Source organism: Gordonia rhizosphera NBRC 16068, from assembly GCF_000298195.1.
In the GTDB taxonomy this organism is placed as follows: domain Bacteria; phylum Actinomycetota; class Actinomycetes; order Mycobacteriales; family Mycobacteriaceae; genus Gordonia; species Gordonia rhizosphera.
On record NZ_BAHC01000079.1, the window covers coordinates 1 to 22,595 of the forward strand.

Here is a 22,595-nt window from a genome sequence, read left to right on the forward strand (position 1 = left end):
TTTCCTGAACTCCACGGACTGCTGGATCATCTGCGTGGCCTCGGTCATGTCGATGACGGGGTCGATCCGGACATCGATGAAGTGGCCGAAATTGTTTGGGAGGTCAGCCAGCTCTGTCGGATTGTCGGTCTCCACCACCGCGAACCCACCAGCGCCGTCGAGCTTGTTGACAAATTGGTGAAACGTCGTGCCAGAAGGTGGTGTCCACGCTGCAAAGAGTCTGAGCGCGCGCTCGATGGCTGCCTCATTCTCGGCTCCGGAACCGTTCATTAAATACGTCCAAGAAACCACGTACTTCATACCATCCTCCTTGCCTCAACCAAATTGTAAGCTGCGGGAATTCCCGCCTCACGTCAGAGCAGGTGCACCCGCACGGCCCAAGTGTTCTCCTGGGATGAGTTCCCAACGAGTGTCGAAAGTCCCACATTTGAGCACCATCGGTGGAGGGATGGGACGCGCTGACGCGCGTGCTGTCACGCGTTGCCCTCCACCCTTTAGTTACTTCGACCTGAAAAACCCCGCTGGGGCGGAAGAGCGAATTCCGGCGGCCAAGATTCTGGGACGTTTTCCCGCCCGGTGTCTCGGCGGGATCGGCCCGGGCGGGGCCCGAGGGCGGTCATGCCGCCTCGGCTTGGGCGGCCAGGGTGCTGATCTTGACCAGGTTGTGGGCGAGGATGCCGTGTCCGACCCATGTCTGGGCTCCCGCAGTGGTGTCGATTCGGGTCCTGTCCCAACCGTATCCGCGTTTGAGTGTGCTGATTCTGCCTTCGACCCCGGTCCGCCATTTCACGGTTTTTCGGAAGGCGCGGGAGTGTTCGGCGGCGCGGCGGGCAGTGCCGGGCTGGCCTTTGCGGGGAATGACGACACGCTGCACACCGAGGTCGTGCAGGGCGGCGTCGACCTTGGCCTCGCCATAGCCGCGGTCGGCGGTGACCACCCGGGGAGCGCGCCCGCTGCGGGCGGTCACGCGGGCCACGGCGGGCGCCAACTGCGGTGCATCAGCAGGGTTGCCCCGTTCGAGGGTGTAGTCCACAACGACCCCGTCATCGCCCTCGGCGAGCTGGGCTTTGTGCCCGAACTCGACCGGCTTGCCGAGCCGGCCTTTGGCAATCGGGCGGGCATCGGGGTCGTGCAGACTGACCCGTCGCGTGGCCCCGTCCGGGGTGTCGCCGGACAGCCGGGTGCGGGTCTGGGCGACGATGGCCGTGGTCGCTTCGAGTAGCTCCTCCAGGTCGGCCACCGCGCGTGCCAGCCGCCCGCGACGGCGTCCGGCGGCTGGGTCACGCAGGCCGCGTTCGCGCTGCTGCTTGGCCCGTGCCCGGGCCCGCTGCAAGGATCGTGTGGCGTTGGTCAGCAACCGTTGGGCATCGTCGACGGCAACCTCGGCCAGATCCGCCAACTGTCCGGTGCTGGCCTGCACGGCGGCCAGTTTCTCGTCGCGGCCCAGCGCGCTGCGGGACCGTAGTTTCGCCGCGATGGCGTGCGCGCGGGTGCCCGCGGCGCGGGAGCGGTCACGAACCGTCGTGGCGGTGGCGCCGCCAGCTGCGTGAATCCGCCTGCCGGTCGACGTGATTCGACGGATCGCCTTGGCCAGCAAACCTGAATCGGTGGGATAGGACACGTTGGCCGGCACGACCGTCGTGTCGGCGCGCACCATGCTGGTGCGCAGCAGTTTCTGCTCGGTGGCCTTCTCGAGCAACGCGTCGTTCAGTTGGGCGACTGCCTGCGGCCCGCAGCGGGTGGTCAGCTTCATCAACGTGGTCGGATGCGGTACCGCCGACTCCAGCGGGATCCGGCAGAACCGCCGCCAATGAATCGAGTCCGACACCTCCCGGCACAGCGACTCATAGCCCATCCCGTAGCGGAACTTCAGAAACATCAACCGCAAATACACCTCGATCGGCGTCGACGGGCGACCGATCTTCTCGTGGAAGAACCGCTCGTAGGGGGCGAAGAACACCGGATCATCGAGCAACCGGTCAACCCGTGCGAGCTCATCGGGTAGCGTCAGCACCTGCTCAGGCAGCATCGACTCGAACAACGATGGCTGCTCACCTTCGGTCCGAAACACCATCAACCCCCAATGCCTTTCCAGCCCAACGACATACACATATCATTGCAGGTCAGAGGCGATTTTCGGCCCACCAACACACGTGGAGTTTTTCAGGTCGAAGTAGTTAGCTCCCGGCCAACCATGGCAGCTCCCGGCCAACCATGGCCCGATAGACCCTCTCGACCCCGACTCGTAGCACCGTGTCCCGTGGACAGGTGTCGTCGTCATGGCACCGGGTGCGCGTTGATCGGGCGTGCACTTGGTGGCCCGTCAGCACGGGACGGGACTGGGCTACGTGCTGCCTGCTGGTTTGGGTCGGGCTAGGCGGTAACGACGGGCACACGGTCGGGAGTCGGTTGTGTGCTCGTGCCCATGGCCGGAACAGGGAACCGGCTGCGCCTCTACGGAAGATGCGCAGGAACCATCCCAGGGCTACCTGTTGGGGCGGCTACTCGGGGGTGGCGGTCAATTCGGCGTCGGCGACACCAAGCAGGGCAGCAACAGAGACGCCGAGGGTGTCGGCCGCAGCCAGGCACGCCACAATCGTGGGCGCATCGGCCTCGTCAAGATGGCCGCGCAGGGCGCCGCGCGCCGCGTCACAAACACGGTACGCGTCATCGCGGCTCAGTGCGGTTAAGGTGCGTGGACGGTTCAAGACGGGTCTCTTCCGTTGTGGCCGAGGCCCTGGCCGGTGTTCGCGCACCGATCGGGGCCGTCTTGGTTTCAACGGAGAACTGTCACAGATGGCACGGTCATCGCACGAGACCTAGCCTGTGAGGTCAAAAGCGCTCTGACCTGCATGTTTGTGGTGCCCCCGATAGGATTCGAACCTATGGCCTTCTGCTCCGGAGGCAGACGCTCTATCCCCTGAGCTACGGGGGCTCAACGGGCGAGGGCTAGCGTATCGCACCGTCGCGGCTGGTACCCAATCGGGCACGTCACGACACGCCGAGGGCCCCGAGAAGCCGGACACGGGAGCCATCCTCGCCGCGCTGGACGTGCAGTTGCGCCGGGATGCGGGCCCGCAATTCGTCGACGTGGCTGACGACGCCCACGACCCGTCCACCCGAACGCAGCTCGTCGAGCACCCCCATCACCAGATCGAGTGTCTCGGGGTCGAGCGTGCCGAATCCCTCGTCGATGAAGATCGTGTCGAGCACATGCCCGCCGGATTCCGCGGACACCACATCGGCGAGACCGAGGGCAAGCGCGAGCGACGCGAAGAAGGTCTCCCCGCCCGACAACGTGGTCGCCGCCCGGAGGGTGCCGGTGTACTCGTCGCGGATGTCGATGCCGAGCCCACCTCGACGCCCACGTGGACCGACGGCGTCAGAGTGCACGAATTCGTAACGGCCCGAAGACATCTGACGGAGTCGGACGGACGCGGCGATGAGCACTTCCTGCAGCCGGGCGGCCAGGACATAGGAGTGCAGCGACATCCGTCGCGCGTTCTGTCCGCGCCCCGCAACGAGTTCGACGAGTCCGTGCAGCTCCTCGTGACGTGCCCGGACCGGTTCCACCGCCTCCAGTGCCGACCAGAACTCCGGTACGTACTTCTCGAGGTCACCCAGTCGCCGTGCCGCGACGGCATGTTCTCCGGCGGTTCGATCACGCACCTCCTGCGCGGCGGCCACGTTCGCCGCGAGCTCATCGACATCGACCGGCTCCACCGCCATCGCCGCTCGCACATCCTCGGCGGCCAGGGTTTCCACCGCGGCGGCGCGCGTGGTCACCGCCTGCTGCAGCACCGATTCCCACGAAGCCATCGCCTCGCTCGTCGCCGCCGCCGCCCGGGCCGCGGCGACGTCGCCGAATCCCGCAGCCGCACACTGTTCGGCGAATCGCTCAACCGCCTCGGCTGCTCGATGACGGGCGCCGGCCAGTTCGGTTCTCGCTGCGCGCACCAGTGCGGTCCGGCGACACAGATCGGCCAGCTCGGCGCGCCGACCGGCCACATCGATCCGACCCGCCGTCGCCTCCGCCACCTCGGCGTCGAGGGAGTCCACCGCCGCGCGTGCGGCCCCCAACCGCTCACGTCGAGCCGCCTGCACGACCTCGGTCCCGGCACGTTCGGATCTCCAGCCCTCGACCTCCCCGTCGACGACCTTGACCGCCCGCTCCAATTCGGCGACGCGGTCCGCGCGACGCTCGGCGTCGGCCAACTCCGACGCGTTTCGCGCCCGGTCGGTGTCAACCTGACCCGATCCTGCATCGCCCACGACGGAGTCCAGCTGATCACGTCGTTCGGTGAGCGCAGCGAGCTGTGCCGATGCCCGGGTCCGATCGTCGGCTGCGGCCCCGGCGGTGTGCGCGGCGGTGTCCTCGTCGGCCTTCTCCACCCGGGTGGCGGAGTCACCGACCGCGGGCAGCGGATGTTCCACCGAGCCGCAGACGGCACACGGTTGGCCCGCGACCAGTTTCGATGCGAGTTCGGCAGCCATTCCGGCCAGCCGGCGCTCACGGACATCGAGCAGGTGTTCGCGTGCCGCCAGATGCTTCTCGTCGGACCGACGTAGCTCCTGCCCGGCCCGAACGAGCTGCGGGGTCAACGCATCTCGATCCCGCAAAGCCTTCGCCAAGGTCGAGAGCCGGTCGTGTTCGGACTGCAATCGAGGAATCTGCGAACGCGCATCGACGGCGCGGTTCAGTTCGTCGACGGCACCTGCCCTGCGGACCGGTGCCGCAGCGAGACGGGAATCCAACTCGCCAAGCCGCCGATCGGCATCCTCGACCTCTCGTTGGATCTGCGTCACGGCAGCGACCAACGTCGGCCGGTCGGCGACACGCGCTGCCAACGGCTCCAGCCGCCCGGATTCGGCGGCCCATCGTTCGGCGGCCTCGCGGAGGATCTCGTCATCGTCGGACAGACACATCGCCACTGCGTCGGGGAGTTCTCCCAGCTCGGATTCCGCCTGGGCACGCGCGGCCGCAGCCTTCTCCAGCGCTGCGGACGCTCGATCGCAGTCCTCGGCGATCGGCGCGAGAGGCGCTGCCCTGCGGGCGGATTCGAGCGCGGCCGCGGTCGCCGCCAATTTCTCCTGGCCGCCGTCGAGCTGGTCGAGTCGCGCCTGCGCCTCGGTGCCGCGTCGCCGGCGCTCCGCGAGTGTCCTGCCGCGATCGTGCGCCGCCTGCGCGCGGTCGAGAGCGGTCTGCGCCGCCGCGAGATCCGCACTGCTGCGTTCGGCCCGGGCACGCGCGGAATCCACACAGCCCTGCGCCCACGCCATGTCGGGATCGGCGGTCTCGTCGCCACCGAGGGCGGTGATCTGGCCGGCGATTCGGTCGACCGCCGCGACCTTGTCGTCGAGCACAGTCGCACTCACCCTGGCCTGATTGCGCAGCCAATCCTCGACATCACCGAAGCGAGCGGTGTCGAACAGGCGCTCCAGCAACCCTTCTCGTTCCTCCGACGTGGCACGCAGGAAACGGGCGAACTCGCCCTGGGGCAGCAGGACGACCTGGAAGAACTGCTCGGCGGACATGCCGAGCAGTCCGGTGATCGCCTCACCGATCTCGGGCAGACGGGTCAGATCCACACCCGAGCCGTCCACCCACACCAGGGTGGCGCACGCCTGCACCTTGGTGGTACCGGTCCCCCGCTTCTTGGGTCGCTGATGTTCGGGCGAGCGTGTGATGCGCAGTCGGCGGCCGCCGATCGTCGCCTCGAGCTCGACCTCGGGCACCTCCTCGGCCGGTGCGTGGTCGGAATGCAGCCGCCGATTGGTGTCCCGGGCTCCCGGAACGCGGCCGAAGAGCGCGAACGCGACCCCGTCGAGAACCGTCGTCTTGCCCGCGCCGGTCTGCCCGTGCAGCAGAAAGAGGCCATCGCCGGCCAGTGCGTCGAAATCGATTTCGGCCTCGCCGGCGAACGGCCCGAATGCCCGCATGCGCAGGCTGTGCAGTCTCACGCCGACTCCCGCACGCCAAGGTCGATGTCAAACAGCGCGAGCTCCCCGTCGGGCACCTCGGAATCCGGCTCACCGACGACCGCTCGCAGCGCCCGTTCGATCCAGGCCCGTTCACCGGGGCGCGGCGCGTCGCGGACGTCGGCGACGAAGGCGGCGATGATCTCCGCGTCGGGGCGTCCGTGCACCCGTTCGCGATAGTCCACGCCCTCGCCGAGGTTCGGCCGCTCCCAGGTCACGTGCACCGCATGCCGGAACCGGTCGCGGAGTGCGCGCATCGCGTCGACGGGCCTCACGGCGTCGGTGAGTGTCGCCTCGACGTAGTCGTCCTCGGCGTCGGCGTACCTCGGGTCGGTGAGCAACTCGTCGAGAGTGCCTCGCAGCGAACTCAGCCCGCGGACCACCGGCAACTCCCGGGGCCGCACGTCGGCGAGACCGTCCGCGTCGAGTTCGACGACCCACACCGACTTGTGATCGGACCGCTCGCCGAACGAGTACGGCAACAGCGACCCGCTGTACCGCACCGCTTCGCCGATCACCTGCGGGGAGTGCAGATGACCCAGGGCCACATAGTCGACTCCGGAAAAGGTCTCGGCGCCAACGGTTTCGACGCCACCAACGCTGATCGACCGTTCCGACCCGGACGCGGCCGCGCCGACCACGAAGGCGTGGGCCACGACCACCGACCTCATCGGGCGGGTGGCGAGGTCGGCGCGGACCCGATCCATCGCCGCGCCCAGCACCTGGGCGTGGCTGCGCGCATCCTCTATCTCGAGATCCCTTCGCGCGGTGTCGGGTTCGAGATATGGAATGCCGTAGACCGCCACCGGTCCGAACCTGTCGGCGAGCACCACCGGATCGGTGATGGAGGTGATCGACGTCCGCAGATGGAGTCCGCCCGCCGCTGCAAACGACGATCCGGCGCCGAGGCGGGTCGGCGAATCGTGATTGCCCGAGGTGATGACGATCTGCGCCCCGGTCGCGGCGATCTCGGCGAGTCCGCGGTCGTAGACGCGCACCGCGTCAGCAGGCGGCACCGATCGGTCGTAGACATCCCCCGCCACCACGACGACGTCGGCGGATTCCTCGACGACGATCCGGGCGATATGCGACAGTGCACGCGCCTGGTCGTCGAGGAGTTCGACGCCGTGAAAGGTCCGGCCCAGATGCCAGTCGGAGGTGTGCAGGATTCGCATGGACAACACCGTACGAGCGAGCACCGACAGACTGTGGGAGGCGAAGCCGACCCGAACCGCGTCAGGCCGGCGACACCTGACCGCTTGCCTGACCGCTTGCGGTGGTGTCGGTCGCCGGCGCGGCGGGTGTGGCGCCGAGCGCGTTCTGATGTGCCGGTTTGACGAAGAACAGCGCCACCACCGCGCCCATCAGCAGTGCGGCGGCGGGCAGATACAGCGACTGGCCCATCGCGATGGCGAATCCCTCACGCACGAAGGCGGGCAGCTGTTCGACCGTGCCGCTGGTGTCGGTGGTCGACATCCCGGGCAACTCGGCGGCCAACCGCGTCTGCATCAGGGCGCCGACCGCGGCCGCACCGAGCACCGACCCGATCATTCGCGTGGTGTTGTACACGCCGGCGCCGGCGCCGGCCTGCTGCCATGGAAGGTTGCGGGTCGCGGTCGCGGCCAACGGCGCCCACGTGCCGGCCTGCGTGACACCCATCAGGCACAGCGGGAGGATGAGCTGCCACACCGGCGTGTCGGGCCGGGCGATCGCGCCGAACCACGCGACCGACACGGCCATACCCAACAGCGCCGAGGCGATGATGACCCGCGGGTGGACCTTGTCGAGTGTCCGGCCCACGATCGGGGCGAGCACGCCGGTCAGCACGGCCATCGGAACCATCACCACGGCCGACCTGGTCGGCGACATGCCACCGACCAACTGCAGGAAGAACATCACCGGAATGATCAGACCGGACATCGCGAAACCCATCGCCGCGATGCCGGCGTTGGCGACGGAGAAGTTGCGGTCACCGAACAACGACAACGGGACCAGGGGCTCCCGCTTGATCCGGGACTGCCAGAACAGGAACAACCCCATCATCACGACGCCACCGCCGATCAGGGCCCAGATCCAGCCGTTCCAGCCGTACTTCTCGCCGTCCTGGATACCGAACACCAGGGCGAACAGACCGATCGCCGACATCACGACACCGAGCCAGTCGAACTGGTGATCGTGGGTCTCGACATCGGGCACCAGGACCGCGGCCAGCACCAGGCCGACGATCCCGACCGGCAGGTTGACGAAGAAGATCCACTCCCAGCCCAGGCTGTCGGTCAGGATGCCGCCGACCAGTGGTCCGACCAGAGTGGCCACGCCGGCGACGGTCCCCCAGATACCCATTGCGGCGCCGCGCTTCTCGGGCGGGAAGATGCGCGTGATCAGCGCCATCGTCTGCGGGGTGATGAGCGCCGCACCGACGCCCTGAAGGGCACGGGCGGCGATGAGTTCCCCGATCGACCCGGACAGTCCGCACCACACGCTGGCCGCAGTGAAGACCAGCAGGCCGATCTGATAGACCCGCTTGGGCCCGAACTTGTCACCGAGTCGGCCGGCGATGAGCAGCGGGACCGCATAGGTCAGCAGGTATGCGCTCGAGACCCAGACGACGCCGTTGACGTCGGTGTGCAGGGCAGCCTGGATCTGAGGCTGCGCCACCGCCACGATCGTCATGTCGACGAGGATCATGAAGAAGCCGACGCACAGCGCCAGCAGAGCGGCCCAGGGCCGCGTGGTCACCTGGGCGGCGGGAGTCGGGGACGTCATCGGTGGTCAGCTTTCTCTGTAGGGTCGGCCTGCGTCGTGGTCGGCGAGTAGGGACAACCCGGGTCGTCGAGCCATGCGATGGTGGAGCTCTGGAGGCGTGTCACGAGGTCGTCGAGCCAGCCGATCTGGGCGCTCAGCGTCGCAGCGCGACAACCCATGTCGAGAATGAACATCTCGGGTCTGCACTGCTCGCGGGCGAGTGCCTGTGCCGCGAGCACGTCATCGAGGTCGGTCCGCATCGCCGCGAGGCGCTCACCGAGCAGCTCGATCACGCGGACGCGGGGCAGACCATGCGCCTCGGACAGAGCGAGGTAGAGCTCCGGATACTCGACCGGATGACGCGCCAGGATGCGTTCGAGGCTGTGGTCGAGCGCGGTTCGTCCCGCGTCGGTGATGGCATACACCGTGCGTTCGGGCCGATTGCCTTCCCGCTGCACGTCGTGAACCGAGATCAAGCCCTTCGACGCCAGTCGGTCGACCGCGTGATAGAGCGTGCCCGGCCGGAACTTGACCAGTCGATCCTCCCGCCGCTCGACCGTCGTGGAGAACATCTCGTAGGGGTGCATCGGGCGTTCGGCGACGAGACCGAGCACCAGCACCGCGAGCGGGGGCAGGACCCCACCGTGCTCTGTACCCATGACGCCTCCGGTAATCCGCACCAAATATTCCAAGTGGAATATACCGGCATGACCAAGCGCTGCCAAGCGTCGGTGGCGGTCACTACTGTGGTGCTCATGCGCAGCGACCGCCCGACCACCGTCGACAACCCGGCCGCCGAGGAACACAACTCCCGCGTGGCCGACGGTCAGGAATTTGTCCGCGACACCGCCTTCATCGAGACCCGGATCACCCGCGACGGACGCGACGGTTACCCGGTGGAGCCCGGTCGGTACCGCCTCGTGGTGGCCCGGGCCTGCCCGTGGGCGAACCGGGCGATCATCGTCCGCCGGCTCCTCGGACTCGAAGATGCGATCTCGATGGGGATGTGTGGACCCACCCACGGCGTGAACTCGTGGACCTTCGACCTCGACCCCGGCGGGATCGATCCGGTGCTGGGGGTTCCCCGCCTCAAGGACGCCTACGACAGGCGCATGCCGGGCTACCCGAAGGGCATCACGGTGCCCGCCGTCGTCGACATCCCGACCGGCGCGGTGGTCACCAACGACTACCCGCACATCACCACCGACTTCGAGGTCGAATGGACCGATCATCACCGCCCGGGCGCACCCGACCTGTACCCGGATCGGCTCCGCGACGAGATCGACGAGATCAACCGCGGCGTCTACACCGAGGTGAACAACGGGGTCTACCGGTGCGGATTCGCCGGCAGCCAGCAGTCCTATGACGAGGCCTACCGACGTCTGTTCACCAAACTCGACGAACTGTCCGAGCGACTGTCCACCCGGCGATTCCTCGTCGGCGACACCATCACCGAGGCCGACATCCGGCTGTTCACCACCCTCGTCCGGTTCGATGCCGTCTATCACGGGCATTTCAAATGCAATCGCAGCACACTCACCGAGATGCCGGTGCTGTGGGCGTATGCGCGCGACCTGTTCCAGACACCCGGCTTCGGCGACACGATCGACTTCACCCAGATCAAAGCGCACTACTATCTGGTCCATCGGGGCATCAACCCGACCGGGATCGTCCCAGACGGGCCCGACCTCACCGGATGGCTGACCCCGCATCACCGTGGCCGACTCGGTGGCCGTCCGTTCGGTGACGGCACGCCACCCGGGCCGCCGAAACCCACCGAAGTCGTTCCCGCACAGAATTGGGTACCCGTTCATGGCTGATCTCGACAAACGCACCGTCGGCGACATCGACAAGAACGCGCAGCGGCCACCCGACAAGGCTGTCGAGGTCACCGGCGGACTCATCGACCGCGCCCAGCGACTACAGGCGCCGGCGGTCGCCAGATACGTCCGCAATCTGCGCGCCGCCAACCCCGACGACTCGCCGGCCGAGATCGTCGCCCGGCTCGAGAAGCGCTACCTCGCCGCGGTGACCGGCTCCGGCGGCGCCGTCGGCGCGACCGCCGCGGTGCCCGGGATCGGGACGATGACCGCGATCGGCGCGATGACCGGCGAGACCGCTTTCTTCCTGGAGGCATCGGCGCTGCTGGCGCTGTCGATCGCCGAGGTCCACGGCATCGGTGTACACGAATCGGAACGACGCAAGACCCTGGTCCTCGCCGTCGCGCTCGGCGAGGAGGGAGTCGTCGCCCTCGGCCGTCTGGTCGGGACGCGGGGCGGCGCCCTGCGTCGACTCGGTACCGCCGCCATCCCCGGCGGCGGCATCGGCAGCCTCAACAAGAAGCTCGTCAACAAGCTCACCAAGAAGTACGCGATCCGTCGCGCGCCGCTCGTCTTCGGCAAGATGCTCCCGGCCGGGATCGGCGCGATGATCGGCGGCGTCGGCAACCGCGCCCTGGGCAGACGTGTCATCGTGAACGCGCGTGAGGCGTTCGGGCCGCCCCCGTCGACCTGGGTGATCGACGGCGAGATCGTCATCGCCCCGGCCGTGCGGGCCGGCCGACGAGATCGGTGACCCAGACGCTTCAGACCGATCCACACCCGACCCGGCTCGGCGCAGACCAACACGCTACGGGCGCATCGACGGCGCGTCCGTGGATCCGCCGTCTCGCGACCGAGTGCTGGCGCTATCGACGTCTGGTCGTCATCACCCTCACCGTGTCCCTCGTCGCGGTCGGGGTCGACCTCGTCGCACCCCTGCTGGCCAAGTCCGCACTCGACCACGCGACCGGTGCGGTGCACGGTGGGCCGTCGCTCGCACTCATCGTCGGTGCCCTGGCGGTCCTCGCTGTGGTGCGCTACGGCTGTCAGTTCGGGCGGCGCCTGACCGCCGGGCGTCTGTCGATCTCCGTACAGAACGCCCTGAGGCTGCGTCTGCTCGACACCCTGCTCCATCTCGACGGCAACGCGCAGAACCAGATCCGGACCGGCCAGATCGTCTCGCGGTCGATTTCGGACCTGCAGATCGTGCAGGGTCTGCTCGCGATGGCCCCACTGTCGCTGGGTGCAGTGGTCCAGGTCGTCGGGGCCATCGGCATCATGGCCTGGCTGTCCCCGCTGCTCACCGGCGTCGCCGTGCTCATCTTCCCGCTCGTGTCGCTGGTGGTGTTCCGCACCCGCCGAAAGCTCTTCGCGGCGACCTGGTCGGCGCAACAGGCCGCCGCCGACGTGGCACAGCACGTCGAGGAGACCGTTACCGGTGTCCGGGTGGTGAAGGGATTCGGGCAGGAGGACCGGGCGGTCGACGAGCTGGTCGGGCTCGGCGCGCGGCTCTACTCGCTGCGCCTACGGGCCGGCCGGATCAACGCACGTTTCGGCCCGACGATGTCGGCCATCCCCCAACTCGGCCTGGTCACGGTGATCGCCGTCGGCGGGTACCTGACGATGCGGGGACACATCACCGCCGGTACCTTCCTGGCCTTCGCGACCTACATCGCGTCGATGACGGCCATGGCTCGCCTGCTGACCAACCTCATCGTCAGCGCCCAGCTCGCCCGTGCCGCGGTCGACCGTGTCTACGACGTGATCGACCATCCGCACGATCCGTCGACCGCCAACACCGCCACCCTCCCGGAGGGTCCGCTGGGCATCCGCCTGTCAGAGGTCACCTTCTCCTTCGGAGAGCGCGCGGTGATCGACCGTCTCGACCTGACCGTCGCCCCCGGAGAATGTGTCGCCGTCGTCGGGCCGCCCGGAAGCGGCAAATCGACGCTCGCCGACCTGGCCGGGCGCTTCTACCGACCCGACTCGGGGGTGGTCGAGATCCTGGCCGGCGACGCGGCGTACCCAGTGGAGAGTTTGTCACCGGACTCCCTGCACGACGGGGTGTCGGTCGTCTTCGACGAGCCCTTCCTCTACTCCGACACCATCGCCGCCAACATCACGCTCGGTCCCGACGAGATCGTCGTCGGCCCGGACACCGCACCCGACCCACGCCTGGTGTCGGCGGCCGATCGCGCCGACGCCCTCGAGTTCGTCGACACCCTGCCCGACCGATTCGCCACCGTGGTCGGCGAACGGGGACTGACGTTGTCGGGCGGACAACGTCAGCGGGTGGCGCTGGCGCGTGCACTCTTCTCCGACCCGCGCATCCTCGTCCTCGACGACGCCACGTCGGCGGTGGACGCGTCGACCGAATCCCGCATCCTCGGGCAGCTGCGCGCCGAGCGCCGCACGATGCTCGTTCTCGCCCACCGGCGTTCGACCCTCGCGCTCGCCGACCGCGTCGCCGTGCTCGAGCACGGACGCATCGTCGACATCGGCACCGTCGCCGAACTCGACGAGCGGTGTGCGATGTTCCGGTCGCTGATGGCCTCCGCCGATCCCGGGCAGGCCGACAGGCGCTCCGCCGACACCGATCTCGGCACTGCCGCCGCGGTGTCGCTCGACGAACTGTGGCCCCCCGACCAACCTGACGTCGAACCGGTCCCCGACATGACCCCGCGCCGAATCCCCCCACCCCCGGTGACCGGCCCCGGCGGCCGCGGCGGACGGGGCGGCGGAGGTGGCGGGATCGGCAGCGCGTTGGGATCGATGCCGGCCACCCCCGAACTCATGGCCGCGGTGGATGCGCTGCCGCCGGCCGACGAGCACCCCCGGGTGGATGTCGCCGCGGCCCGCGCGGAGGATCGCACGTTCTCGCTGCGGGCGCTGCTCGCGCCGGTCCGGTGGCTGCTCGCCGTCGCCGTCATCGCGATCGGGCTCGACACGCTCGTCGGGCTGGCGTTCCCGTCGCTGGCGCGCACCGTGATCGATGCCGCCACCGGCGCCGACGAGGCCACCCTCTGGTGGGCGACGGCTCTCGGCGTGGTCCTCGTCGGGGTCGGCTGGCTGGCCGCGTCGACGATGACCATCACTTCCACGCGCGCCGGTGAACGGGTGTTGTTCGGACTGCGGGTCCGCAGTTATGCGCACCTGCAGCGTCTGGGCCTCGACTACTACGAGCGGGAACTCTCCGGCCGGATCATGACCCGGATGACCACGGACGTGGACGCGCTGTCGACGTTCCTGCAGACAGGTCTGTCGTCGGCGATCGTCGCCGCGCTGACCCTGGTCGGCGTCACCGTCGCCCTGGTGATCACCGATCCCCTCCTCGGCGCCCTCATGCTGCCGGTCTTCCCGGTCCTCGTCGTCGCGACCCTGATCTTCCGTCGCATCTCGTCGGCTGCCTACACGCGCTCGCGCGAATTGGTCAGCATCGTCAACGCCGACTTCCAGGAGAACATCGCCGGGATCAAGACGACCCAGACCTACCGTCACACCGACGCCGCGACGGCGCGCTTCACCCGCCGCACGCTGGACTGGGTGCACGCGCGGATGGTGTCGCAGAAGGCCATTTCGATCTACTTCCCGTTCATCACCCTGATGTCGGACCTCGCGACCGCGGTGGCGATCGCGGTCGGCGCCCACCAGATCGGCACCGGTTCCCTCTCGGCCGGCACGCTCGTCGCCTTCGTGCTCTACCTGTCGATGCTGTTCGGGCCCGTCCAGCAGCTCACCCAGGTGTTCGACGGCTATCAACAGGCCGCGGTCGGCCTGCGCAGGATCGCCGACCTGCTCCGCACTCCGAGTTCCCTGGTCCGCCGCGAGGAGCAGATCTCGGTGGCGCGGGAGGGATTTGTCGGACGGGCCGAACTCGACGACGTGACCTTCCGCTATGTCGGCGCCGAGCGCGACGCCCTCACCGACGTCGACCTCACCATCCCGCCGGGCACCTCGCTCGCACTCGTCGGAAAGACCGGCGCCGGCAAGTCCACCATCGTGAAGCTGCTGGCGCGGTTCTACGACCCGACGTCGGGTTCGGTGCGCATGGACGGGACCGACATCCGCGACTTCGCGTTGCGCGATTACCGTCGCCACCTCGGGGTCGTCCCGCAGGAGGCCCATCTGTTCACCGGCACCGTGGCCGACAACATCGCGTTCGGACGACCGGGCGCCGACCGCACCGAGATCGCGGCGGCCGCCCGCGCCGTCGGTGCCGCGCAGATGATCGCCGCGCTGCCCGGTGGGATGAACCATCCGATCGGCGAGCGGGGTCAGGGACTGTCGTCGGGGCAACGGCAACTGGTGGCGCTGGCCCGCGCCGAACTCGTCGAACCCGATCTGCTCCTGCTCGACGAGGCGACCGCCACCCTCGACCAGGCCACCGAGGCCCGGGTGCTCGCCGCGGGCGAGGCGCTGACGCACCGACGGACCTCGGTCATCGTCGCGCACCGGCTCGCGACTGCCGCGCGGGCCGACCGCATCGCCGTCGTCGACGAGGGACGCATCGTGGAGCTGGGAACACACGGCGAGTTACTTGCGTTGGGGAATAGGTACCGTGCGTTCTGGGATGCCGGTGTCGCGCCCGACGCTGACGGTATCGCCACTGCTGGCGACGCAGCGTTGCGTTGAGGTGCAGCGTTGCGCTGAGGTCCGGGGAGGTCGGGCCAGCGGTTCATCGCGTAGCATCAGCACGTGGTCCACCGATAGTCTTCACAAGGGACTTCAGCGTGGCAGGTGACCCGACACCAGAGGGAATAGAGGCGAGATAGCGCTGTGAGCAGTTCGATTTCTGATTTCGGACAAAATACGTGGCTGGTCGAGGAAATGTACCAGCAGTACAAGCAGGACCCCAGTTCGGTCGATCCGAGCTGGCACGAGTTCCTCGCCGGGTACGAGCCCGGCACCAATGGTGCGGCCGAGCCCGCGCCTGCCACCACCACTCGCCCGCCGGCGCCCCGCGAGAACGCGACCGCCGCACCGGCCCCCAGCGCCCCGGTCGCCGGCACTCCCGCCCCGGCTCCGACCCCCGCGGCGTCCACCGCCTCCGCCCCCGCGCCGAAGAGTCCGACTTCCCGCGCCAGCAAGCCGGTGACGCTCGATCAGCAGCCCGCCGCCCCCACTCCCACCCGCAAGGCCGGGCCCGCGAAGGAATCGACCGCCACCAAGGCGGCCTCCGGACACAGCAGCGCGAGCCGGGACGGCTCAGCACGCTCCCAGAAGGACCGGGCACCGGCCAAACCGCCGACCCCGGCCGCTGCCGGTGACGAGAGCAAGGTCCTGCGCGGCCCGTCGGCGGCGATCGCGAAGAACATGTCGGCCTCGCTGGAGGTGCCCACCGCGACCAGCGTGCGGGCCATCCCGGCGAAGCTGATGATCGACAACCGCATCGTCGTCAACAATCACCTCGCCCGCACCCGCGGCGGCAAGATCAGCTTCACCCATATCCTGGGCTACGCGCTCGTGCAGGCGATCAAGGCGTTCCCCAACATGAACCGGCACTTCGCCGAGGTCGACGGGAAGCCGAACGTGGTCACCCCGGCCCACACCAACCTCGGTCTGGCCATCGACCTGGTCGGCAAGGACGGTAACCGCACGCTGGTGGTCGCGGCCATCAAGAAGTGCGAGACGATGGGCTTCGCGGAGTTCTACAACGCCTACCAGGACATCGTGCGCCGCGCCCGCGATGGCAAGCTCACCGCCGAGGATTTCTCCGGCGTCACCATCTCGCTCACCAACCCGGGCACCATCGGCACCGTCCACTCGGTGCCCCGCCTGATGAAGGGTCAGGGTGCGATCATCGGTGCGGGTGCGATGGAGTATCCCGCCGAGTTCCAGGGCGCCAGTGACGAGCAGATCGCCGAACTCGGCGTCGGCAAGCTGATGACGCTGACCTCCACCTACGACCACCGCATCATCCAGGGTGCGGAGTCCGGCGACTTCCTGCGTACGGTGCACGAACTGCTCCTCGACGACGCGTTCTACGACGAGATCTTCACCGCCTTCCACATCCCCTACGAGCCGGTCCGCTGGCGTCGGGACATCCCTGCCGGGCTGGTGGACAAGAGCACCCGCGTCCTCGAGCTGATCGCGGCCTACCGCAGCCGCGGCCACCTGATGGCCGACATCGACCCGTTGATGATGGACAGCGACGCCCGGACCAGCCATCCGGACCTCAATGTCCTCACCTATGGCCTCACCCTGTGGGATCTCGACCGGAGCTTCTCGGTCGGTGGCTTCCACGGCGAGGACAAGATGAAGCTGCGCGACGTGCTGTCCGTGCTGCGCGACGCGTACTGCCGGCATGTCGGCGTGGAGTACACCCACATCCTCGAGCCCGAGCAGCAGCGCTGGATCCAGGAACGTGTCGAGGTCAAGCACACCAAGCCGCCGGTCGCCGAGCAGAAGTACATCCTGTCGAAGCTGAACGCGGCGGAGGCCTTCGAGACCTTCCTGCAGACCAAGTACGTCGGCCAGAAGCGCTTCTCGCTCGAGGGTGCCGAAGCGGTCATCCCGATGATGGATGCGGTGATCGACCAGAGCGCCGAACACACCCTCAACGAGGTCGTCATCGGCATGCCGCACCGCGGCCGTCTCAACGTCCTCGCGAACATCGTCGGCAAGCCCTACTCGAAGATCTTCACCGAGTTCGAGGGCAACCTGAACCCGTCCCAGGCGCACGGCTCCGGCGACGTCAAGTACCACCTCGGCGCCGAGGGCAAGTACTACCAGATGTTCGGTGACAACGAGATCAACGTCTCGCTGACCGCGAACCCGAGCCATCTCGAGGCCGTCGACCCCGTCCTTGAGGGTCTCGTCCGCGCCAAGCAGGACCTGCTCGACGACGACGACCAATTCTCCGTGCTGCCGCTGATGCTGCACGGCGACGCCGCGTTCGCCGGCCAGGGTGTCGTCGCAGAGACCCTCAACATGGCGATGCTCCCCGGTTACCGCACCGGTGGCACCGTGCACATCGTCGTCAACAACCAGGTCGGCTTCACCACCGCACCCGAGCACTCCCGTTCGACCGAGTACTGCACCGACGTCGCCAAGATGATCGGCGCACCGATCTTCCACGTCAACGGCGACGACCCGGAGGCCTGCGTATGGGTCGCCAAGCTCGCCGTCGACTACCGTGCGGCGTTCCACAAGGACGTCGTCATCGACCTCGTCTGCTTCCGCCGCCGCGGCCACAACGAGGGCGACGACCCGTCGATGACGCAGCCGGCGATGTACGACGTGATCGACACCAAGCGCGGCGTCCGCAAGAGCTACACCGAAGCCCTGATCGGTCGTGGTGACATCTCGACCAAGGAGGCCGAGGACGCCCTGCGCGACTACCAGGGCCAGCTCGAACGGGTGTTCAACGAGGTCAAGGAACTCGAGAAGTACCACCCCGAGCCCAGCCCGTCGGTCGAGCAGGACCAGACGCTGAAGACGAAGCTGGTCACGGCGGTCTCCAAGGAAGTCCTCGAATCCATCGGTAACGCCTTCCTGCACGTGCCGGATGGCTTCGAACCGCACCCGCGCGTCAAGCCGGTGCTCGAACGCCGCCACGAGATGTCCCGCCACGGCGGCATCGACTGGGCGTTCGCCGAGCTCCTCGCCTACGGTTCGCTGGTCCTCGAAGGCCGCACGGTCCGCTTGTCCGGTCAGGACTCGCGGCGCGGCACCTTCACCCAGCGTCACTCGGTGCTCATCGACCGTCAGAGCGGGTCGGAGTACACGCCGCTCAACCACCTGCAACTGGTCGACGGCAGCCAGGGCGACGGCCGCTTCATGGTCTACGATTCCCCGCTGTCGGAGTTCGCGGTGGTCGGCTTCGAGTACGGGTACTCGGTCGGCAACCCCGACGCGCTGGTGCTGTGGGAGGGCCAGTTCGGCGACTTCGTCAACGGCGCCCAGTCGATCATCGACGAGTTCATCTCCTCCGGTGAGGCGAAGTGGGGACAGCTCTCCGACGTCGTGCTGCTGCTGCCGCACGGCCACGAGGGGCAGGGTCCCGACCACACGTCTGGCCGGATCGAGCGGTTCCTGCAGCTGTGCGCGGAGGGCTCGATGACCGTCGCGCTGCCGTCGACCCCGGCAAGCTACTTCCATTTGTTGCGTCGACACGTGCTCGACGGCATCAGCCGCCCGCTGATCGTCTTCACCCCGAAGTCGATGCTGCGCAACAAGGCCGCAGTGAGCCCCGTCAAGGACTTCACCGACGACAAGTTCCGCTCGGTGCTCGACGATCCGAAGTTCGTGCAGGGTGGCGACCGCAGCAAGGTCAAGCGGGTGCTTCTGGTCAGCGGCAAGCTCTACTACGAGATGGCGGCCCGCCGCGACAAGGAGGGCCGCGACGACATCGCCGTGGTCCGGATCGAGCAGCTCTATCCGGTGCCGCATCGTCGCCTGCGCAACACACTCGAGCAGTATCCGAATGCGGAGGACTTCGCCTGGGTGCAGGAGGAACCGGCCAACCAGGGTCCGTGGCCGTTCCTCGGCCTGTGGCTGCCCGAGGTGTTGCCGGATGTCCTCGGCGGCCTGCGTCGCATCTCGCGGCGTCCGATGTCCGCGCCGTCGTCGGGCTCGAGCAAGGTCCACGCCGTCGAGCAGCGCGAGATCCTCGACGAGGCGTTCGCGTGATCTGATCAGGTGCCAACCTGACCTGGTTTGACGCAACGGCGGGTGTCCCGGTTTCCGGGCACCCGCCGTCGTCGTTTCACCGACAGCACCCGAAATCCCACCGACAGCAACCAGTTTCCCACCGACAGCAACCAGTTTCGCGCCGACAGCACCCGGTTTCACGCCCACAGCACCCGGTTCCGCGCCGACGGCACCCGGTTTCCCGCCGACAGCACCCGAAATCCCGCCGACAGCAACCGGTATCACGCCCAGAGCACCTGCTCAGAAGTATCCACCCCGCGATCGGAGCGCCTGCTCGATCTCGATGATGATGCCCCACTGGTCCGTTCGGAGACGTTCGGCGTCGATGCGGATGATGATCCAACCCGTCGCCCGGAGCTTCGCGTCACGTGCCTCGTCGTGAGCACGTTGTTCGGGCGTCGAGTGAAACTCCTTGCCGTCGAACTCGATTGCAATTTTCAGGCGCTCGTATGCGAGGTCGATGCGGGCGAAGCCATGGCCGCTGTCATCGAAGACCTCCACCTGGACTTCGGGGGTCGGGAGATCGGCCCGATGCATCATCAGCCGGACCCAGCTCTCGGGCGGAGATTCCGCAAGGCCGTCGATCAAAGGTATGAGCCCACGCAGCTGGCGGACCCCGCGGTAACCAGAATATCCTTTCGCGTAGCAGTCCAACTCCTCCAGCGAGAAGGTCGCGACGCGCATCAGGTCATCGAGATGCCCCAATGCCCGCCACTCCGGCGCCATACGCCCGAGGTCAAAAGCCGTCCGGACAACCGATGTCACCGCGATCCCGTCGATCTCGACAATGTCCCCGACGACGAGTTCCCTACGTCGGACGGCGCGCCCCCGGCCCGGTTTGTTTCCGGATGCGGGAGCACGAACGAGTTCAACGGTGAAGTCCCCGTCAAACCAGAGGCCACCGTGCATGATCTTCGCGGCGATTCCGCCCACGACCACATCATCGGGCGCCGACGAAGCGATCGTTGCGATCCGCTGTTTCGGCTCGAGAATCACCGACCGGTCGACGTACAGGTCACCGTGGAGTTTCGTGTACATGGCGGCAAAGTGCTCGACCGACAAACCTCCGGCCGCCAATGCCTTCTGGCGTCGGATGATGCGCTTGTCCGGTTCTGAGCGAGAGTTACGTGTCATGGGAGTTGGACGTTCGAAGGCCCTCCGTGGATTCACCCAAATGGCCCGTTGTGGATACGTCGCCCCCGATAGAGGCGTCTGTGGATGCCGCCAGAAGATTGCCGGTTCCCTCGCCTAAAATGCGGGTGCCGTCGAATCGAAACCGGTTGCCGTCGACGAGATTTCGGATTCCCTCGGCGCGAAACCGGGTGCTGTGGGCGAGATTCCGGGTGCTGTGGGCGGGAAACCGGGTGCCGTCGGTGTCAGGAGACGGTGGCGACCACCGTGGCGAGGGCGGGTAGGGAGGCCGTGATCAGTGTGAGCAATTGGTCGCGGGTGATGACCGGGTCGGTGAGCCAGCTGATCGTGGTCTCCTCGACGAAGGAGATCCACCCCAGGACGGTCATCTCGACGACCGGTGTCACCGATATCCCCAGCTTCGGTGCGTGGTCGATCACCCGGCCGGCCATCACCGCGCGGGTCTGGTCGAACACTTCCCGCATCGCGGGGTCGGCACTCGACGACCCCCGCATGAACGCGGTGTACGCCTTGCGATTCTCGCTCACATAGTCGATGAACGCCGACATCGAGCGCGTAAGCATCGTGATCGGATCATCCAGCGTGGGATCGGGTGCGGTACAAGCGAGCATCTCGTCGGCCTGGGCGCGCGCGATCGCGACGTGGAAGTCCTGTTTGGACTCGAAGTAGTGAAACGGTAGTGCCCGTGACACGCCGGCCGCCCCGGCGACGGCGTCGATCGACACCTCCTCCAGCGGGCGGTCACGAACCATTGCGAGACCCAGCGCGATGAGCTGTTCACGCCGCGCCGCGGGGCTCATCCGGGTGCGCTTCACCGTCGGCACAGAACTCGGTGTCACCGGCACAGTGTATGCATCCTCTCCGCCATCATCGCTGGTGAAGTCCACGCTAGAGCCTTATTGACCACGATTCAACACACTATTGACCGAGGCTCAGTAGATCCCTATGGTGTAACCATGACAACGAGCGATGTTCGGATTGCCATCGTCGGTGCGGGGTTCTCGGGCCTGGGCGCGGCCATTGAACTGAGCCGGAACGGGTTCGACGATTTCGTCATCCTCGACCGCGGCTCCGACTTCGGCGGCACCTGGCGTGACAACACCTATCCGGGCGCGGCCTGTGACGTTCCCTCACGCCTCTACTCCTATTCGTTCGCTCAGAACCCGGTGTGGTCGCGATCGTATTCGCACCAGCCCGAGATCCATCGGTACATCAACGACGTCGCCTCCCGTCATCGGATCGGCGCCAAGACACGGTTCGGCACCGAGGTCGTCACCGCCGAGTGGAACGAGGAGTCGGGACGCTGGCTCCTCGACACCGAACGCGACGGCGTTTCCGAACAGGTACGCGCGCAGATCCTCGTCGGCGCCGTGGGTCCGCTGTGCGAGCCGAACCTTCCCGACATCGCCGGATTCGACTCGTTCGGAGGCAAGATCGTCCACTCCGCCCGATGGGACGACACCGTCGACTACGCCGGCAAGCGCATCGCAGTGATCGGCACCGGAGCCTCGGCGATCCAGATCGTGCCCGAGCTCGCGAAGACCGCCGGCCGCGTCGACGTCTATCAGCGCACCGCACCGTGGATCGTCCCGCGCACCGAGCGCGCCTATACGACACCGGAGAAGTGGGCGGCCGCCCACGTGCCCGGCTACCAGGAGGTGGCTCGCGCAGCGATCTACGCGATGAACGAGGTCACCGCCTTCGGACTGACCTACTCGCCCAAGGGCCTCAAGCCCGTGGAGCTGGCATGCCGCGCGAACATCGCCCGCGCCATCCGCGATCCGGAACTCCGGGCGAAGGTCACCCCGAAATATCAGATCGGCTGCAAGCGCATCCTGCGTTCCAACGACTGGTACCCGGCGATCGCCCGGTCGACCGTCGATCTCATCACCGACGGCATCGCTTCGATCACCGAGACCGGCATCGTCGCGACGGACGGCACGGCCCGTGAGGTCGACGTGATCGTCGTCGCGACCGGCTTCCATGTCACCGACTCCCCCGTCTTCGGCAAGATCATCGGCACCCGCGGTCGCAGCCTTGCCGCGGCGTGGGAGGAGACCGGAATGCAGGGCTACAAGGGATCGTTCATCCACGGGTTCCCCAACATGATGCTCATGGTCGGCCCGTCGACCGGGCTGGGCCACACGTCGATGGTGTACATGATCGAATCGCAGCTGAACTATCTCGTCGACTACCTGAAAACCATACGCGCCCAAGGCATCACCCGCACCGAGGTCACGATCCGAG

At 67.5% G+C, this 22,595-nt stretch carries 14 protein-coding genes and 1 tRNA gene; 5 read left to right on the plus strand and 10 right to left on the minus strand.

The genetic code is table 11. The annotated features are described in order from the left end of the window. The 8 genes from GORHZ_RS09635 to GORHZ_RS09670 all read right to left on the minus strand — a co-directional run. On the minus strand, positions 1–300 hold a 300-nt coding region (locus GORHZ_RS09635), incomplete at its 3' end, for a DUF3303 domain-containing protein (RefSeq protein ID WP_006332489.1). A gap of 316 nt (positions 301–616) precedes the next feature. Next, positions 617–2,071 carry an ISNCY-like element ISGrh1 family transposase gene (locus tag GORHZ_RS09640; RefSeq protein ID WP_040531065.1) on the minus strand — a complete coding sequence of 485 codons (1,455 nt, stop codon included), beginning with the start codon at positions 2,069–2,071 and terminating at the stop codon, positions 617–619. A 430-nt stretch (positions 2,072–2,501) separates the two neighbouring features. After that, complete coding sequence (locus GORHZ_RS30785; RefSeq protein WP_006332491.1) at positions 2,502–2,708, minus strand: hypothetical protein; 207 nt, start codon at positions 2,706–2,708, stop codon at positions 2,502–2,504. A 151-nt stretch (positions 2,709–2,859) separates the two neighbouring features. Further along, a tRNA-Arg gene (locus GORHZ_RS09650) sits at positions 2,860–2,935 on the minus strand. Between the two features lie 56 nt (positions 2,936–2,991). Next, positions 2,992–5,961 (minus strand): AAA family ATPase, encoded by a 2,970-nt coding sequence (locus GORHZ_RS09655; RefSeq protein ID WP_006332492.1) that lies wholly within the window; start codon positions 5,959–5,961, stop codon positions 2,992–2,994. After that, the gene (locus GORHZ_RS09660; RefSeq protein WP_006332493.1) at positions 5,958–7,154 is read right to left on the minus strand and encodes an exonuclease SbcCD subunit D; all 1,197 of its coding nucleotides are present in this window, start codon (positions 7,152–7,154) and stop codon (positions 5,958–5,960) included. Before GORHZ_RS09660 ends, GORHZ_RS09655 begins: the two co-directional genes overlap by 4 nt. Before the next feature lie 61 nt (positions 7,155–7,215). Continuing rightward, positions 7,216–8,745, minus strand: a complete 1,530-nt coding sequence (locus GORHZ_RS09665; RefSeq protein WP_006332495.1) for an MFS transporter — start codon at positions 8,743–8,745, stop codon at positions 7,216–7,218. Then, complete coding sequence (locus tag GORHZ_RS09670; RefSeq protein WP_006332497.1) at positions 8,742–9,383, minus strand: PadR family transcriptional regulator; 642 nt, start codon at positions 9,381–9,383, stop codon at positions 8,742–8,744. Before GORHZ_RS09670 ends, GORHZ_RS09665 begins: the two co-directional genes overlap by 4 nt. Before the next feature lie 96 nt (positions 9,384–9,479). On the opposite strand from GORHZ_RS09670, the gene GORHZ_RS09675 reads away from it, so the two are divergent. From GORHZ_RS09675 to GORHZ_RS09690, 4 genes are all read left to right on the plus strand, one after another. Continuing rightward, positions 9,480–10,544 carry a glutathione S-transferase family protein gene (locus tag GORHZ_RS09675; RefSeq protein WP_040531071.1) on the plus strand — a complete coding sequence of 355 codons (1,065 nt, stop codon included), beginning with the start codon at positions 9,480–9,482 and terminating at the stop codon, positions 10,542–10,544. After that, complete coding sequence (locus tag GORHZ_RS09680; protein ID WP_006332501.1) at positions 10,537–11,298, plus strand: hypothetical protein; 762 nt, start codon at positions 10,537–10,539, stop codon at positions 11,296–11,298. Before GORHZ_RS09675 ends, GORHZ_RS09680 begins: the two co-directional genes overlap by 8 nt. Further along, positions 11,295–15,176, plus strand: a complete 3,882-nt coding sequence (locus tag GORHZ_RS09685) for an ABC transporter ATP-binding protein (protein WP_006332503.1) — start codon at positions 11,295–11,297, stop codon at positions 15,174–15,176. Before GORHZ_RS09680 ends, GORHZ_RS09685 begins: the two co-directional genes overlap by 4 nt. A 144-nt stretch (positions 15,177–15,320) precedes the next feature. Continuing rightward, complete coding sequence (locus GORHZ_RS09690) at positions 15,321–19,175, plus strand: multifunctional oxoglutarate decarboxylase/oxoglutarate dehydrogenase thiamine pyrophosphate-binding subunit/dihydrolipoyllysine-residue succinyltransferase subunit (RefSeq protein WP_083877243.1); 3,855 nt, start codon at positions 15,321–15,323, stop codon at positions 19,173–19,175. Between the two features lie 261 nt (positions 19,176–19,436). Here GORHZ_RS09690 and GORHZ_RS09695 read toward each other — a convergent pair whose 3' ends face one another. Together GORHZ_RS09695 and GORHZ_RS09700 are read right to left on the minus strand one after the other, a co-directional pair. Next, entirely contained in the window at positions 19,437–20,330 is an 894-nt protein-coding gene (locus GORHZ_RS09695) for an endonuclease domain-containing protein (RefSeq protein ID WP_006332510.1), read from the minus strand. A gap of 242 nt (positions 20,331–20,572) precedes the next feature. Beyond that, a complete protein-coding gene (locus GORHZ_RS09700) occupies positions 20,573–21,148 on the minus strand; it encodes a TetR/AcrR family transcriptional regulator (protein WP_083877244.1) in 576 nt (191 codons plus the stop codon). Positions 21,149–21,304: 156 nt separating this feature from the next. Between GORHZ_RS09700 and GORHZ_RS09705 the strand changes: the two genes are divergently transcribed. Beyond that, on the plus strand, positions 21,305–22,595 hold a 1,291-nt coding region (locus GORHZ_RS09705; protein WP_006332512.1), incomplete at its 3' end, for a flavin-containing monooxygenase.

Coding starts and splice junctions, on each gene's coding strand:
- GORHZ_RS09660 (WP_006332493.1), bottom strand. CDS start 7,154: ATGCGAATCCTGCACACCTCCGACTGGCATCTGGGCCGGACCTTTCAC.
- GORHZ_RS09665 (WP_006332495.1), bottom strand. CDS start 8,745: ATGACGTCCCCGACTCCCGCCGCCCAGGTGACCACGCGGCCCTGGGCC.
- GORHZ_RS09670 (WP_006332497.1), bottom strand. CDS start 9,383: ATGGGTACAGAGCACGGTGGGGTCCTGCCCCCGCTCGCGGTGCTGGTG.
- GORHZ_RS09675 (WP_040531071.1), top strand. CDS start 9,480: ATGCGCAGCGACCGCCCGACCACCGTCGACAACCCGGCCGCCGAGGAA.
- GORHZ_RS09680 (WP_006332501.1), top strand. CDS start 10,537: ATGGCTGATCTCGACAAACGCACCGTCGGCGACATCGACAAGAACGCG.
- GORHZ_RS09695 (WP_006332510.1), bottom strand. CDS start 20,330: ATGACACGTAACTCTCGCTCAGAACCGGACAAGCGCATCATCCGACGC.
- GORHZ_RS09700 (WP_083877244.1), bottom strand. CDS start 21,148: ATGAGCCCCGCGGCGCGGCGTGAACAGCTCATCGCGCTGGGTCTCGCA.